Source organism: Kineosporia sp. NBRC 101731 (assembly GCF_030269305.1).
Classification (GTDB): domain Bacteria; phylum Actinomycetota; class Actinomycetes; order Actinomycetales; family Kineosporiaceae; genus Kineosporia.
Genome location: NZ_BSTC01000001.1, coordinates 1,447,808 through 1,462,600, shown reverse-complemented (window position 1 = coordinate 1,462,600; position 14,793 = coordinate 1,447,808). Strand labels below are relative to the sequence as shown.

The following is a 14,793-nucleotide window of genomic DNA, read 5'->3' as shown; positions in this document are numbered from 1 at the left end:
ATCCAGGTAGTCAACGCTTCAAGTTCGCGCTGCCCCGAACGGGTGGTCAGGGCGCGAGGGTGAGAGTGCTCTTCCGGACCTCGATGTGAGCTCCCTGCGACGTCAGCGAGCGCGACCCGTCGGCCCGGTTCACGCCCACGGTCGCCGCGAAGCCGGCGTCGTGCTCCACCACCGTGCCGGTGAAGCTGACGGAGTCGCCGGCCCGCACCTGGTACGGGGACTCCGGTGGAGGACCGACCAGTTGCACCCAGACGCGGTCGCCCTCGGTACCGACCCAGAACCCCTCGTCCGCGTCCACCGACTGCACCGGCACCGCGCGGGCGGTGGCGCGGTCGCCGACGTAGGTGTCCAGGTCTTTCGTGTCGCCCGCGAGCGGCAGGATCTGCTCACCGGTCGAGTAGATGCTGCCGACCGGCTGACGGCTGTTCCGGGTGGGCCCGGGATCGGCCGGTCGTTCGTCGGGTTCCTCCGTCGATCCGCCCGGCGCGGTGGCCGTTCCGGCATAGGGGATCCCGGGGTTGGTCGTCTCGCTCTCGACCGAACCCCTGATGTCGCCGCTGCCGCCGTATCCACGCGCCACGAGGAACAGCAGGGCGGCGCCGGCGAACAGGATGATGAACAGCCAGCCCCGACTGATGGAGTTCACTTCGGCATCGAATCATGTCGGGACACTTGGTGCACATGTCCTGGCCGTCGTGTCCTCGGGTGCCGGGGCGGTTCGAGGGCGTGTCCCGTCCCGCACCGCCCTGGCGATGTCGGGAGGCCGGGCTCCCGGCCAGGGGTTTCCCGGGAGCCGGCCCTGGTTCCGGGATTTGTGCGGGGTGCGTGCGGGGTGCGTGGACCGGGGTGCACGACAACCGCGGCGCTCCTCGCCGGTCAGGCCGGTCAGGCCGGTCAGGTCCGGGGGTATGGCGGGGCGAGGTAGATCCGCATCGGCAGGTACCGACCGTCCGGGGTGGCCCAGTCCGCGACCCTCCGGTCTGCCTGCTGCCAGCCGAGGCGCTCGTACAGGGCCACGGCCGACCCGCCGTCCTCCACCACGTCGAGCATCAGCAGCCGGTCGTGGTCACGGGCCCACGCGCGAGCCTCCTCCAGCAACCGTTCGCCCAGGCGCAGTCCCCTTCCCCGGGCGGCCGGGGCGACGAACAGTCGGGAGACGCCCGCGAGTTCCGACTCGGTCCGGCCGGTGGACCGTGCCAGGTCCGTCACCGCGGGATCGTCGACACCCGTCACGACACAGAGGTGCCCCAGGACGAGGCCGTCTGTTTCCACCGCCACCCAGGCCGTGACGGTTCCCGGCGGGCTCAGCCATTTCTGGGGGTCGTCCGGCCAGAGCAAGGGATAGCCGTCCCGCTCGTGCACCCGGCGGAGCTGTACGGCCGTGGCCCTCACATCGGTTTCGGCACGCGGACGCACGACGACGGGTTCCTGGGGCATCTATCCTCATGACGGTTCCGGGGGTGAGTGCCAGGAAATTGTCGGGGACGAGACCTCACGTTCGGGTCTTGGGGTGCGTTTACCTATTGTGAAGCGAGAACCTTTCGAGCGCGTGGTCGAGCGCCACGGGCCCACCGTCCTGCGGGTCTGTCGTGCGGTCGTCGGCCCGATCGCTGCCGACGATGCCTGGTCAGAGACCTTTCTCGCCGCGCTGAGGGCCTATCCCCGGCTGGCTCCCGACAGCGACGTCGAGGCCTGGCTGGTCACCATCGCCCATCGCAAGGCCATCGATCAGATCCGGTTGGCCTCGCGCCACCCCATGCCGGTGCCCGAGCTCCCGGCCGGGACTGATCCTCCCGACGATCCACCCGACATCGACGAGATCGTGCTGGGCCACACCATCGCTCAGGGACGCGGGACCGAGCTGAACGGGGTTGAGGTGGTCGGCGCCGTACCGAACGCCGATCACATGCTCGATCCGTGGCCGGCCGTGCTGGCCCTGCCCCTACGACAACGCCAGGCCGTCGCATATCACCATGTGGCAGGGCTTCCCTATGCCGAGGTCGCCGCCATCCTCGATTGTTCGGTGGCCGCCGCCCGCCGGGCCGCTGCTGACGGTATCGCCACGCTGCGAAACATCTTTCAGCCCCAGCCGCCTGCCGTGACATCGGAGCCGTCGTGACCAACCACCACGTCCTGAACGTTTTTCACCATCGCGCCGAGCTTTCGACCCGCAAGGAGGCCGCCATGCTGCCCACCACCGACGAGACGTTCCCTGAAAAGACATCCGAGCTCGACGCGGTGGAGATGAGTGCCGTCGAGCATGCACTGACCGACCTGCTCGACCGTGGACTCACCGAGCATGGGAAGGGCTTCGGGCCCGGCGCCGCTCCTGCGGATCAGCAGGCCGTGTTGCGAGCGCGGCTCGCCCGTGCGGCCGGTGAGCACGACCTGCTCGATGTCGCCTACCGCACGATCGATACGGAGCTGGGCCCGTTGCTGCTGGCGGCGACGCCGCAAGGGCTGGTCCGGGTGGCATTCGCGGTGGAGGGTCATGAGAAGGTGCTGACCGACCTGGCCGATCGTGTCGGGCCGCGGGTTCTTCATGCTCCGGCGCAGCTCGACCTGGCCGCTCACCAGATCGACGAGTACCTGCACGGGGGGCGGCAGCACTTCGACCTCATGCTCGATCTTCGCTTGGCCTCCGGCAGCTTTCGGCACAGCGTGCTCACCCACCTGCAGACTCTCGCGTACGGCAGCACAGCCAGTTACGCCGCGGTCGCGGTGGCCGCGGGCAGCCCCAAGGCCGTGCGAGCCGTGGGCACGGCCTGCGCCCGGAATCCCCTGCCGGTCGTGGTCCCGTGCCACCGGGTGGTGCGCAGCGACGGCACGATGGGTCAGTACGTCGGCGGGCCGGCTGCCAAGCAGACGCTGCTGCAGCTGGAATCGTCTGGCACAACGCCCTAGGTGACAGGAGAAGAGGCAGGCGGCCGGGGTCCGATCTAGGGTCGCATCATGATGACGGATGCTGCCTTCGCCCATCGTCGGCGCGCGAGAATCGTTGTTGTGGGGGCGGGCTTCGCCGGGTTCGAGGCTGCCCGTGGGCTGAGCCGAACCGCAGGTGAGGCCGTCGAGATCGTCCTGATCAACCCGACCAACTACTTCCTCTACCTGCCGCTCTTGCCCGAGGTGGCGGCCGGGGTGCTGGATCCCCGCCGGATTACGGTGTCCCTGTCACAGACGCTGCCGAAGGTGCGGCTCGTGCTCGGATCGGTGGAGGGCATCGACCTCAAGGCCCGGGCGGTGACCTATGTCGATGCCGAGGATCAGAAGGGCACGCTGGGCTACGACCGGCTCGTGATCGCCGCGGGCAGCGTGAACAAGTTGCTGCCCGTGCCGGGTGTGGACGAATACGCCCACGGTTTCCGGGGCATCCCCGAGGCGGTCTACCTGCGCGACCACATCGTCCGGCAGATCGCGCTCGCCGACACCACCGACGATCAGGCGGAGCGTGACCAGCGATGCACCTTCGTCGTGGCCGGTGCCGGGTACACGGGCACAGAGGTAGCGGCGCAGGGCCCTCTGATCACGGATGTCCTACTGGCCGACCGGCCCCGGCTGGCGGGTCAGAAGGTGCGATGGCTGCTGCTCGACACCGCGGAGCGGGTACTCCCCTCGCTCGATCAGCGACTGTCGAAGTCTTCAGACCGGGTGCTGCGCCGCCGCGGTGTCGAGGTGATGATGGGCGAGTCGGTGAAAGAGGCCACACCCGAGGGGGTTCTGCTCACCAACGGAGACTTCGTGCGCACCCGCAGTCTGATCTGGTGCGTCGGTGTGCAGCCCGACCCACTGGTATCCGACCTCGGTCTGCCGGCCGATAAAGGACGCCTCGTGGTTGACGAATACCTCAACGTTCCGGGGCATCCCGAGATCTTTGCGTGCGGCGACATTGCCGCCGTCCCCGACCTGACCCGGCCCGGCGAGGCCACGGCCATGACTGCCCAGCACGCCACCCGTCAGGGCAAACGCGCCGCGGCCAACGTCGCGGCCTCCTTCGGGCACGGCGAGCGCAAGGCCTACAAGCACCACGACCTGGGCTTCGTCGTTGACCTCGGCGGCACGCAGGCAGCTGCGAACCCGTTGCGGATCCCCCTGTCCGGCCTCCCCGCCAAGGCCGTGACCCGTGGCTACCACCTGCTCTCGATGCCGGGTAACCGCGTCCGCACCGCCACCGAGTGGGCCCTCAATTCCGTGCTTCCCCGGGAATCCGCCGAACTGGGCCTGGTCCGGGCCCACGCCGTGCCCCTCGATTCCGCCTCCCCCGAAATTCCACGCCGCTGAGCACTTTCGACGATTCAGCAGCCGGGCATCCCGCCCGACTGCGAGGCGCTATGGCGATGCGGTGGGTCCCGGCTGAGGTGGAGTGCGGGTGACATCCGGCGCCGCTCCTGATGAGGCGCCGCACCCGATGAACTGCGTCAGCGGCTTCCTGCCGCCCTCCCCGGCTGTCTCCTCCCGGTGGCAACCGAGGAGGTTTTGCATGATCACGAACGGATGGTGAGCGCCGAGGGATGCTGGCGCGGCCCAGTACCGTCGTACCCGTGGAATCCGTAGTCAGCCCCGTCGACGGCACGCGCATCGTCTACCGCACCTTTCCGTGCGACTCAGGTGACGAGACTGCTCCGACCGTGCTGATGTCCCACGGCACCGCGTTGTCCCAGGCCATCTGGCGGGGCTTCGGCTACGTCCGCGCCCTCACCCGCACGCATCGGGTGATCACGGTGGACCTCCGGGGCCACGGGCGGAGCGAGGGCCCGCACCAGGCGACGGCCTACGGCATGGATTCGTTCGTCACGGACCTGGTCGCGGTGCTGGACCAGACCGGGACCGCAACGGCGGACTACGTCGGTTACTCCCTCGGGGGGCGCGTCGGGTTCTCCCTGGCCGCCACCCACCCGGCCCGGCTGCATCGATTCGTCAGCATCGCCGGCGCCGCGAGCACGGCCCGGGGCACGTTCGACCAGGTCTTCTTCCCCGGCTGCATCGCGGCCCTGGAGAAAGAGGGGATGGACGGTTTCCTCCGGGGCTGGCAGTCCCACACCGGTGCACCGCTCGACGCCGCCACCCGCCACGCCTTCTCCGCGAACGATCCCGTGGCACTCGCTGCCTACATGTCCCGTGCGGAAGAAGATCCGGGTGTGAACGACGAGACGCTGCAACGCTTCGCCGTACCGACGCAGATGATCGTCGGTTCCCTGGACCTCGAACGCGTAACGGCTGCGCGCCATGTGCACGAAGTGCTGCCAGGTGCACGACTTCTCGTGGTGGACGGCGCCACACACGGCACGATCCTGAGGGAACCGCGCACGCTGGGGACGGTGACGGACTTCCTCGCGCCGGCCTGAATCGCTCCGGTGCCCCCGAACCGCTCCGCAACCCCCGAACCGCTTCACGCGAATCGTTTCAGCAAGCGTCCGAAGAGGCTTGTGAATCGTTGCACGAGCGTGACAAGCCGGTGAATCGCTTCGCCGTTGACCGTTTCGTGCAGCGATCTGCGCGAAGCGATGCACCCACAACGTCCCGATGAACAACCCGTTCAGACCGGTGAACAGCAGCCGTCGGACGGTGATCGCCCTGCCGCCAGGGACGACATGAGTGCAGGTCAGAGCCCCATCGAGAGACTCCCGCCAAGGCCGCGAACCACCTCGTGGCCGCCATCCGAGGCAAACCGTTTCACCTCGGGTCACTCACCCCTGAAGCACCTCTGAACAAGTTTCGGAGCGAAGGGCTTGAACAATTGCTGACTCGGTTAGTAAGGTCTAACCACTCGATCGGCCGAGGGGCTGGTCACTGCAGTACAGCGGAGGTTTCCCATGGCTGAGCTTTCTCGTCTCCCCGTCCCCGTCGCCGACGTGTGGGAGTGGCAGTACCAGGGTTCGTGCCGCGAGGCCGACCCCCAGCTCTTCTTCCACCCCGAGGGTGAGCGTGGCCCGGCCCGTCACAAACGTGACGCAGCAGCGGTCGCCGTGTGCGCCGGCTGCCCGGTCATGCAGCAGTGCCGTGAGCACGGCCTGTCGGTGCGCGAACCGTATGGCGTGTGGGGCGGCCTCACCGAGGAAGACCGCGAGAGCATCTACACGGCCGAGCGCAAAGAGCGTCGTGAAGCCCGCAAGGAAGCTCAGCTGCGCGCAGCCAGCTGACACCAGCACGTCCCGCTGAGCAGTAACCAGTACCCAGAAGTGCCAGAACCTGACAGCCGAGTCGAGCCCGTTCGGGGCCGCACCAGGGTCACGTGAACGGCCAGCACCATCGCAGGGCAGCAACACCCCCACGGCAGGCGTCCTGAAGGCGGCGCACTCCACGGGCAAAAACCAGAGCGGCACGAAATGCCTGAGGGAACACGATGAGGGCCACTCGACCCGAGCCGGTGTTCTCCCGACCAGGGGCCAGCACGGGAGTCGTGCGGCACCGACCAGATAGTTAAGAAAATATGGGACGAGCTCCTGGGCCCGCGATCTAGGTCGCCGGACCGGTGGAGCCACCAGAAGAGGTGCGCCCGCCCCTGAAGCGGGCCACCTCTCCTCACACCTTGAACAGGAACCACCCGCGGCCAGTGATGCGGCCGCCCCGGGGACGGTCATCCGCAGCGAACCAACAGCCTGTCCATGGACCTCTCCCCCATGGTCAGGGGAGAACTGACGGAACGCGCGAGCCGGGCCGCTGCTGGAGTCGCCGAAACACTGGCTGCGGGTTCACCTCAGAGAAATTCACACCACAGAGGATCGAGACGAGCGCAGCGCCGGGTCATTCTCCGGCGGTGTACTCCCAGTGCCACGGCTCGTAAGGGCCGCCGCCACCGGACTTCGCCCAGTCGGGGTTGTCCCAGCCGTACGACGCCGCATTGTCGACGAGCCACTGGAAGCGCGCACCGCTACCGGTCTCGACGCCGTCACACATGTCGACAGCCAGGCCCCAGCCGTGCTCGCTGGTACCGGGAACTGCCGCGAGTGTGGGTTTGCGGGCCTTCACCGAGTACTGCTGGCTGAGCGAGCGGTACGAGTCGGTCAGACACATGTCGTCGCCGAACTGCTGCTTGTACGCGATGTTGAGCTTCGCCAGGGCGACTGCGGCATCGGCGCGCAAACGGTGGTTCGTGTCCCACAGCGTGCAGAGCGAGCTGTCGGGGAGCTGACCGTTGCTCGCGGTGCTCGTGGTCGGCACACCGCTGCACCCGGGCAGCACGGAGCGCTCGCCCGAGCGTGAGGCCCGGTCGACGATGATCGTCTTGGGTGCGGCGAGCAGGTCGGGCGTCTCGGCCGAGACCGAGTCGGTCATGACGACCTTGAGGGTCGCGACCCCCACACCCGCGGCATCGGCCCGGGTCGGGAAGGCCACCGTGCTGACACTGGCGACCGTGCTGCTGATCTGGTTGACCTTCGCCTGCGGCATCGGGTCGGCCATCGCACCACTGATGGGCGCGGCGATCGTGGCGATGCCCAGCGCGCCGGCGATGCCGACCTGGGGGGCACTCAGCGATGAGCGGGACTTACCGATGGGTCGACGGGCAGAGCTGGAACCTGAACGACGCTGCGGTCCGGTGGACCGCGATCCCTTGTTGTTCCTGGGACGTAACGCAGGGGCAGCTGTGTCGGCGCGATGCGACGGCACTGGTGATCCTCCTGGAGGCTGAAGGGAGGTGGAGGGGGTTCCTACCAACCGCACTCTGGGTGATGAGTCACGGAACTATAAAGGCCACGGGGTGGGGTAAATCAAGTCGAGACGCACTGCGGGACTTAACCCGTTCGTACGACGTCCAATATCCCGCACTTGGGGTATGAAATCCTCAACCCAGTGTTATCACTTCCGTGACACTGAGCACGGATCGAATCTGAGCAGTAACTCGCTGTGAAACCGTCACTGTGACGCGCACCTCAGTGACACGCCGAAGTGCCATTCGCAGTCGGAAACTTCGACCGAAGCGGCTGAAACCTGCGGGACGACGGCGCGTCCGGACTTTTATTGCTCCGTTCTATTCAGTCGATACCCCGGCCTCCTGTGAAGAGGCTCACTCCCCCGGCTGCCAGGGAAGTGAGCCTCTTGACGGCACGACCGGATCTCAGGCCCGGGCCGGCGCTCGTCCCTGATCACGACGGGTCGCGTCGCGGACCTCACCGACGAGCTCCTCGAGCACGTCTTCCAGGAAGAGCACGCCCAGCGTGCGGCCCTCGTGGTCGACGACCCGGGCGAGGTGACTGCCCGCGCGCTGCATCGTCGCCAGGGCCTCCTCGACCTCGTCCTCACTGCTGACGGACACCAGCGACCGCACCCGCTTCTCCGGGATCGGCAGGGCGTGGCGCTCGTCGTCGGCGTAGAGCAGGTCTTTCAGGTGCAGGTAGCCGAGTACCTCGAGTTCGCCGGTCACCGACCGCACCACCGGGAAACGGCTGAACCCGGTCCGGGTGACCAGCCGCTCGACCTCGGCCGGCGTGCTGCCGACCGGCACGGTGACCAGCCGGCCCACCGGGATCATCAGGTCACCGGCGGAGAGCTCGCTGAACTCCAGGGCACCGGTGAGCAGTCCGTGGTCGTCGAGGAGCCCCTCGCGGGTCGACTCGTTGACGATGGAGGCCACCTCGTCGGCGGTGAAGGTGGAAGCCACCTCGTCCTTCGGCTCGACCCGCAGCAGCCGCACCGCGTGATTGGCGAACCAGTTCAGCAGCCGGATCACGGGCGACGTGGCCCGGGCCACCGCCATCAGCGGCGGGGCCAGGAGCAGCACGGCGCGGTCCGGACCGGCCAGGGCCAGGTTCTTCGGCACCATCTCGCCCAGCACCACGTGCAGGTAACTGACGACGGCCAGGGCGATGGCGAAGGCCATCGGATGGATCAGGCCCTCAGGAAGGTGCGCCGCCTCGGCAGGGGCCTCGATCAGGTGCGCGATCGCCGGCTCAGCCACCAGACCGAGGCCGAGCGAGGCGATCGTGATGCCCAGCTGGCAGCAGGCGAGCATCAGCGAGACCTGTTCCATGGCGACCATCGCGGTCTTCGCCGCCCGGCTGCCGGCATCGGCCAGCGGCTCGACCTGGCTGCGCCGGGCCGAGATGACGGCGAACTCGGCACCGACGAAGAACGCGTTGAGGGCCAGTAGCAGCAGGGCGATGAGCAGGTTGGTCATGAGAGCTCCCGTCCCGACGAAGTGAGGACCGAACGGGTGGTCTCCGACGTCGGAGACTTCGGAGACTCCGGACCGGCGACGGTGTCCCCCTGGAGACCACGCACCGGGGTCGCCCCCTCGGCCGGCTCCAGCCGGACCCGGTCCACCCGGCGCCCGTCCATCCGCTCGACCCGCACCCGCGCGTCGTCCAGGAGCACCTCGTCACCGACCACCGGGATCCGCCCGAGCCCGGCCATGACGAACCCGCCGAGAGTTTCGTAGGCGTGCCCGTCCGGCACACCCACCCCGGTACGTTCGCGCACCTCGTCGGGCCGCATCAGGCCCGGCACCAGCCAGGCTCCGTCGCGACGGCGGACGATGCCCGGTCGGCTGCGGTCGTGTTCGTCGGACACGTCGCCGACGAGCTCCTCGACCACGTCCTCCAGGGTCACGACGCCCGCGGTGCCGCCGTACTCGTCCACCACCACGGCCAGCTGCAGGCCCAGGGCCCGCAGCTCGACGAGCAACGGGTCGAGCCGCATGGTCTCCGGCACCCGCAGCGCCTCGGACATGATCGCGGCGACCGGCACCTCGTCGCGGCGCTCCATCGGAACAGCCACCGCACTCTTCAGGTGCACGACACCGACGACGTCGTCGAGATCGCCGTCGACCACCGGGAAGCGGGAGTGCCCGGTGCGGCGCGCCATGGTGATGACGGCCGAGGCCGCATCTTCTTTCTGCAGCACCAGCATGCGCACCCGGGGGGTCATCACATCGGCCGCCGAGCGGCTGGAAAAGCCCAGCGACCGGGTGAGTAGCGTGGCCGTCTGCTGGTCGAGCGTGCCGGCCGCGGCCGAGTGCCGCACCAGAGCGGCCAGTTCCTCGGGCGAACGGCCCGCGGACAGCTCTTCCTGCGGTTCCACGCCGACCAGGCGCAGCAGCCGGTTCGCCGAACCGTTGAGCACGGTGATCAGCGGCTTCATCACCGTGGAGAACGCCCGCTGCGGACCCGCGACCACCCGGGCCGTGGGCAGCGGCACCGAGATTGCCAGGTTCTTCGGGATCAGCTCACCGACGACCATGGAGAAGCCGGTGGCCACGATCAGGGCGATCGCGACACTCACCGACCCGACGGCCGCGCCCTCCAGGCCGACCGCCTCGGCCGGGCCCTCGAGCAGCGACGCCAGCGACGGCCGCACCAGGTAACCGACCACCAGCGTGGTGATCGTGATGCCGACCTGGGCCCCGGACAATTGGGTCGAAAGGGTACGGATGGCGGCCAGAACGCCGACGGCGCGCTTGTCGCCGGACTCGATCGCCCGCTCGACGGTGGAACGGTCGAGGGCGACCAGGGAGAACTCGGCCGCGACGAAGATCGCCGTGCCGAGCGTGAGCAGTACGCCGAGGCCGAGGAGGATCCATTCGGTCATAGGACTGTGACGCCGCAGCGGAACGAGACGTTCCGGAACCGGCAGTGCCCGTTCGGGCCGAACTCGGGGGCAGACGGCCGAGCAGCCGGAAGCGGGCCCGAGCGGGCCGTTCCGGACGACGCTCGGCGCGAGCCACGGGTGGGTGCCGCGCGACGCTGGCGCGGACGGGACTGGGGTAAGCCGGCCACAGGCCGGCCCCTTCGTGAAGGCATGGTAATTCCATCTTACGGCAGGTCGTGGCGCAGCCCACCCCGCGGCGGCGCCGAGTGGAAGTGCTAATCCCTCGCGCTCCCACTCGATCGGGTTAGGGTTGACACACCCTTCAGCCCCGCACTGAAAGAAGGCGATTCTCGCCGTGTCCTCCGAGCCTGTGGTGACCGAGTTCGGACCGAACGAGTGGCTGGTCGACGAGCTGTACCAGCAGTACCTGTCAGACAAGTCCTCGGTGGATCCCGCCTGGTGGGAATTCTTCGCGGACTACCAGCCGAGCGAGACCCCGCACCTGCGGGCGAGCTCGCGGCCGTCTGACGAGACCACCTCGGATCCCTCGGACACCATTCCTGCGACGGGCCCGAACGGGGCGGCCGACGGCCGTCCGGTCGCGACCGCCGCGCTGCAGCCACCGAAGTCTGCGGCCCCACCTGCTACCGGCCCGGCCACCCCGGCCGACCGGAGCGAGACCAGGCCGAACGAGGCGACACCGGCGCAGCCTTCCCCCGCGGCCAGTGCCACGACCCCCCCGAACGCCCCGAGCAGCCCGAGCAGCCCGGCCAAGAAGCCCGCGCAGCAGCCGGCGACCCTGCCGGCCGCCCGCACCCCCCGGGAACCGGCGGCCGCCGCACCGGCGAAGACCAACCGGGACGCCCCGCAGGTCACCCGGCTCAAGGGCCCGGCCGCCCGGGTCGTGACGAACATGGAAGCCAGCCTGGAGGTGCCCACCGCCACCAGCGTGCGGGCCGTCCCGGCGAAGCTCCTGATCGACAACCGGATCGTGCTCAACAACCACCTGGCCCGCTCCCGCGGCGGCAAGGTGTCCTTCACCCACCTGATCGGTTTCGCCCTCGTCGAGGCGCTGGAACTGATGCCGTCGATGAACACCTCGTACGCCGAGGAGGACGGCAAGCCGGCGATCGTGCAGCCGGCCCACATCAATCTCGGTATCGCGATCGACATGCCCAAGCCGGACGGCACGCGTCAGCTGCTGGTGCCGAACGTGCGGCACTGCGACGGCATGGATTTCGCCGAGTTCTGGGCGGCCTACGAGGATGTGGTGCGCCGGGCCCGCAACGGCAAGCTCGGTGCCGACGACTTCGCCGGCACCACGCTGAGCCTGACCAACCCCGGCACCATCGGCACCGTGCACTCCGTGCCGCGGCTGATGAAGGGCCAGGGCTGCATCATCGGTGTCGGCGCGATGGACTACCCGGCCGAGTACCAGGGCGCGTCGGAAGAGACCATCGCCCGGCTGGCGGTCAGCAAGATGATGACGCTGACCTCCACCTACGACCACCGCATCATCCAGGGCGCCGGGTCCGGCGAGTTCCTGCGCGTCGTGCACAGCAAGCTGCTGGGCGAAGACGGTTTCTACGATCGGGTCTTCCGCTCGCTGCGTCTGCCGTACGAGCCGGTCCGCTGGGTGCGCGACATCTCGGTCTCGCACGACGACCAGATCAACAAGACCGCACGGGTGCAGGAGCTGATCCACTCCTACCGGGTCCGTGGCCACCTGATGGCCGACACCGACCCGCTGGAGTACAAGCAGCGCCGTCACCCCGACCTCGACATCACCACCCACGGCCTGACCCTCTGGGACCTCGAACGCGAGGTGCCGACGGGCGGTTTCGGCGGCAAGCCGGTGGCCAAACTGCGGCACATCCTCGGGGTGTTGCGTGACACCTACTGCCGCACGGTCGGTATCGAGTACATGCATATCCAGGACCCGGAGCAGCGGCGCTGGCTGCAGGCCCGGCTGGAGCGGCCCTACGCCAAGCCGACCCGCGAGGAGCAGCTGCGCATCCTCGGCCGGCTCAATGCGGCCGAGGCGTTCGAGACCTTCCTGCAGACGAAGTTCGTCGGCCAGAAGCGGTTCAGCCTCGAGGGCGGCGAGTCGGTCATCGCGCTGCTCGACGAGCTGCTGTCCAACGCCGCCCGGGAGAAGCTGGACGAGGTCTGCATCGGCATGCCGCACCGCGGCCGGCTGAACGTGCTGGCCAACATCGCGGGCAAGAGCTACGGCCAGATCTTCCGCGAGTTCGAGGGCCAGCAGGACCCGCGCAGCGTGCAGGGTTCCGGCGACGTGAAGTACCACCTCGGCACCGAGGGGCACTACACCGCCGAGACCGGTGAGAAGACCAAGGTCTACCTGGCCGCGAACCCCTCCCACCTGGAGGCGGTCAACCCGGTGCTCGAGGGTGTGGCCCGGGCCAAGCAGGACCGGCTGAACCGGCAGGGCGAGATCTTCTCGGTGCTGCCGGTGCTGATGCACGGCGACGCGGCCTTCGCCGGCCAGGGCGTCGTGACCGAAACGCTGAACCTGTCACAGCTGCGGGGCTACCGCACCGGCGGCACCGTGCACGTCGTCATCAACAACCAGGTCGGCTTCACCACCGCCCCCTCGTCCTCGCGCTCGTCGGTGTACTGCACCGACGCCGCCCGGATGATCCAGGCACCGATCTTCCACGTGAACGGCGACGACCCGGAGGCCTGTGTCCGGGTGGCCCAGCTGGCCTTCGAGTTCCGGATGGCGTTCGACAAGGACGTCGTCATCGACCTGGTCTGCTACCGCCGCCGCGGTCACAACGAGGGTGACGACCCCTCGATGACGCAGCCGCTGATGTACAACCTGATCGAGGCCAAGCGGAGCGTGCGCAAGCTCTACACCGAGGGCCTGATCGGGCGTGGTGACATCACCGTGGAGGAGGCGGAGCAGGCGCTGCGCGACTACCAGCAGCAGCTGGAGCGCGTGTTCGCCGAGACCCGCGACACGGTCAACCACCCGCCCACGGTCAACCGCGACGTCACGGCCGGTCTCGACCTGCCGAAGGCTCAGCAGCAGGACAACGCCGCCTCCGACGGTCACACCAGCGCGGTTCCCGCCGAGGTGCTGAAACGGATCGGCGACGCCTACGTCTCGCCGCCGGAAGGCTTCTCGGTACACCCGAAGCTGCAGACGCTGCTCGAGCGCCGGGCCACGATGGCCTCCGACGGCGGCGTGGACTGGGCGTTCGGCGAGATGCTGGCGCTGGGCTCGATCCTGATGGACGGCACCAACGTCCGGTTCACCGGGCAGGACACCCGCCGGGGCACCTTCACCCAGCGGCACGCGGTGCTGACCGACAAGATCACCGCCGAGGAGTGGACGCCGCTGCTCAACCTCAGCGACGACCAGGGCAAGTTCTGGATCTACGACTCGCTGCTGTCCGAGTTCGCGGCCATGGGCTTCGAGTACGGCTACTCGGTCGAGCGGCCCGACGCCCTGGTGCTCTGGGAGGCGCAGTTCGGTGACTTCGCCAACGGCGCCCAGACCATCGTCGACGAGTTCATCTCCTCGTCCGAGCAGAAGTGGGGCCAGCGGTCGTCGGTGACGCTGCTGCTCCCCCACGGCTACGAGGGCCAGGGGCCGGACCACTCCAGCGCCCGCATCGAGCGCTACCTGCAGCTGTGCGCCGAGAACAACATGTTCGTCGCCCAGCCATCGACCCCGGCCAGCTACTTCCACCTGCTGCGCCGCCAGGCCTACGCCAAGCCGCGCAAGCCGCTGGTGGTGTTCACGCCGAAGTCGATGCTGCGCCTGAAGGCGGCGGTGTCGCCGATCGAGGAGTTCACCGGAGGTGAGTTCCTCCCGGTCATCCCCGACCACGCCAAGCTGGGGCAGGTCGGCCGGGTGCTGCTGTGCAGCGGGAAGATCTACCACGACCTGGTGGCGGAGCGGACCAAGCGCGGTGACACCAGCACGGCGATCGTGCGGCTCGAGCAGCTCTACCCGCTCGACGCCGAGGGCGTGAAGGCGGCCATCCAGCCGTACCGCGACGCCCAGCTGGTCTGGGTGCAGGACGAGCCGGCGAACCAGGGTCCCTGGCCGTCGATCGCCCTGAGCCTCCCGCAGGACCTGGGCGGGCGCCCGCTGCTGCGCATCTCCCGTCCCGCGGCGGCCTCCCCGGCCACCGGTTCGGCCAAGAAGCACCAGGCCGAGCAGGCGGCCCTGATCGCGCAGGCGTTCAACCGCTAGGCAGGGCACCACGAAACGGCTCCGCATCCACCCGGATGCGGAGC

At 68.8% G+C, this 14,793-nt stretch carries 11 protein-coding genes; 6 read left to right on the top strand and 5 right to left on the bottom strand.

Going from position 1 to position 14,793, the window contains the following annotated elements; genetic code table 11:
- Positions 1–46: 46 nt before the first annotated feature.
- Both QSK05_RS06495 and QSK05_RS06490 read right to left on the bottom strand, forming a co-directional pair.
- A complete protein-coding gene (locus QSK05_RS06495) occupies positions 47–646 on the bottom strand; it encodes a hypothetical protein (protein WP_285594896.1) in 600 nt (199 codons plus the stop codon).
- 248 nt (positions 647–894) lie between these two features.
- Positions 895–1,437, bottom strand: coding sequence for a GNAT family N-acetyltransferase (locus QSK05_RS06490; RefSeq protein ID WP_285594894.1), 543 nt, complete (start codon positions 1,435–1,437; stop codon positions 895–897).
- 88 nt (positions 1,438–1,525) lie between these two features.
- On the opposite strand from QSK05_RS06490, the gene QSK05_RS06485 reads away from it, so the two are divergent.
- From QSK05_RS06485 to QSK05_RS06465, 5 genes are all read left to right on the top strand, one after another.
- Positions 1,526–2,119, top strand: coding sequence for an RNA polymerase sigma factor (locus tag QSK05_RS06485; RefSeq protein WP_285594892.1), 594 nt, complete (start codon positions 1,526–1,528; stop codon positions 2,117–2,119).
- 125 nt (positions 2,120–2,244) lie between these two features.
- Entirely contained in the window at positions 2,245–2,904 is a 660-nt protein-coding gene (locus QSK05_RS06480) for a methylated-DNA--[protein]-cysteine S-methyltransferase (protein ID WP_502879736.1), read from the top strand.
- Positions 2,905–2,952: 48 nt separating this feature from the next.
- Positions 2,953–4,278, top strand: coding sequence for an NAD(P)/FAD-dependent oxidoreductase (locus tag QSK05_RS06475; RefSeq protein ID WP_285594888.1), 1,326 nt, complete (start codon positions 2,953–2,955; stop codon positions 4,276–4,278).
- A gap of 260 nt (positions 4,279–4,538) precedes the next feature.
- Positions 4,539–5,342 carry an alpha/beta fold hydrolase gene (locus tag QSK05_RS06470; RefSeq protein ID WP_285594887.1) on the top strand — a complete coding sequence of 268 codons (804 nt, stop codon included), beginning with the start codon at positions 4,539–4,541 and terminating at the stop codon, positions 5,340–5,342.
- Between the two features lie 468 nt (positions 5,343–5,810).
- Complete coding sequence (locus tag QSK05_RS06465; RefSeq protein ID WP_285594886.1) at positions 5,811–6,137, top strand: WhiB family transcriptional regulator; 327 nt, start codon at positions 5,811–5,813, stop codon at positions 6,135–6,137.
- Between the two features lie 604 nt (positions 6,138–6,741).
- On the opposite strand, the gene QSK05_RS06460 is transcribed toward QSK05_RS06465, so the two are convergent.
- The 3 genes from QSK05_RS06460 to QSK05_RS06450 form a co-directional block, all read right to left on the bottom strand.
- Positions 6,742–7,605: a M15 family metallopeptidase gene (locus QSK05_RS06460; protein WP_285594884.1), complete on the bottom strand. Its 864-nt coding sequence runs from the start codon at positions 7,603–7,605 to the stop codon at positions 6,742–6,744.
- Positions 7,606–8,053: 448 nt separating this feature from the next.
- Positions 8,054–9,112, bottom strand: a complete 1,059-nt coding sequence (locus QSK05_RS06455; RefSeq protein ID WP_285594883.1) for a hemolysin family protein — start codon at positions 9,110–9,112, stop codon at positions 8,054–8,056.
- A complete protein-coding gene (locus tag QSK05_RS06450) occupies positions 9,109–10,521 on the bottom strand; it encodes a hemolysin family protein (RefSeq protein WP_285594880.1) in 1,413 nt (470 codons plus the stop codon). The genes QSK05_RS06455 and QSK05_RS06450 overlap by 4 nt, the downstream gene beginning before the upstream one ends.
- Before the next feature lie 355 nt (positions 10,522–10,876).
- Between QSK05_RS06450 and QSK05_RS06445 the strand changes: the two genes are divergently transcribed.
- Positions 10,877–14,749, top strand: a complete 3,873-nt coding sequence (locus tag QSK05_RS06445) for a multifunctional oxoglutarate decarboxylase/oxoglutarate dehydrogenase thiamine pyrophosphate-binding subunit/dihydrolipoyllysine-residue succinyltransferase subunit (RefSeq protein WP_285594878.1) — start codon at positions 10,877–10,879, stop codon at positions 14,747–14,749.
- The last annotated feature ends 44 nt before the right edge of the window (positions 14,750–14,793 follow it).

What these genes read in the sequence shown, in the direction of transcription:
- QSK05_RS06490 (WP_285594894.1), bottom strand. Translation starts at nt 1,437, where the DNA reads ATGCCCCAGGAACCCGTCGTCGTGCGTCCGCGTGCCGAAACCGATGTG.
- QSK05_RS06480 (WP_502879736.1), top strand. Translation starts at nt 2,245, where the DNA reads ATGAGTGCCGTCGAGCATGCACTGACCGACCTGCTCGACCGTGGACTC.
- QSK05_RS06475 (WP_285594888.1), top strand. Translation starts at nt 2,953, where the DNA reads ATGATGACGGATGCTGCCTTCGCCCATCGTCGGCGCGCGAGAATCGTT.
- QSK05_RS06465 (WP_285594886.1), top strand. Translation starts at nt 5,811, where the DNA reads ATGGCTGAGCTTTCTCGTCTCCCCGTCCCCGTCGCCGACGTGTGGGAG.
- QSK05_RS06455 (WP_285594883.1), bottom strand. Translation starts at nt 9,112, where the DNA reads ATGACCAACCTGCTCATCGCCCTGCTGCTACTGGCCCTCAACGCGTTC.
- QSK05_RS06450 (WP_285594880.1), bottom strand. Translation starts at nt 10,521, where the DNA reads ATGACCGAATGGATCCTCCTCGGCCTCGGCGTACTGCTCACGCTCGGC.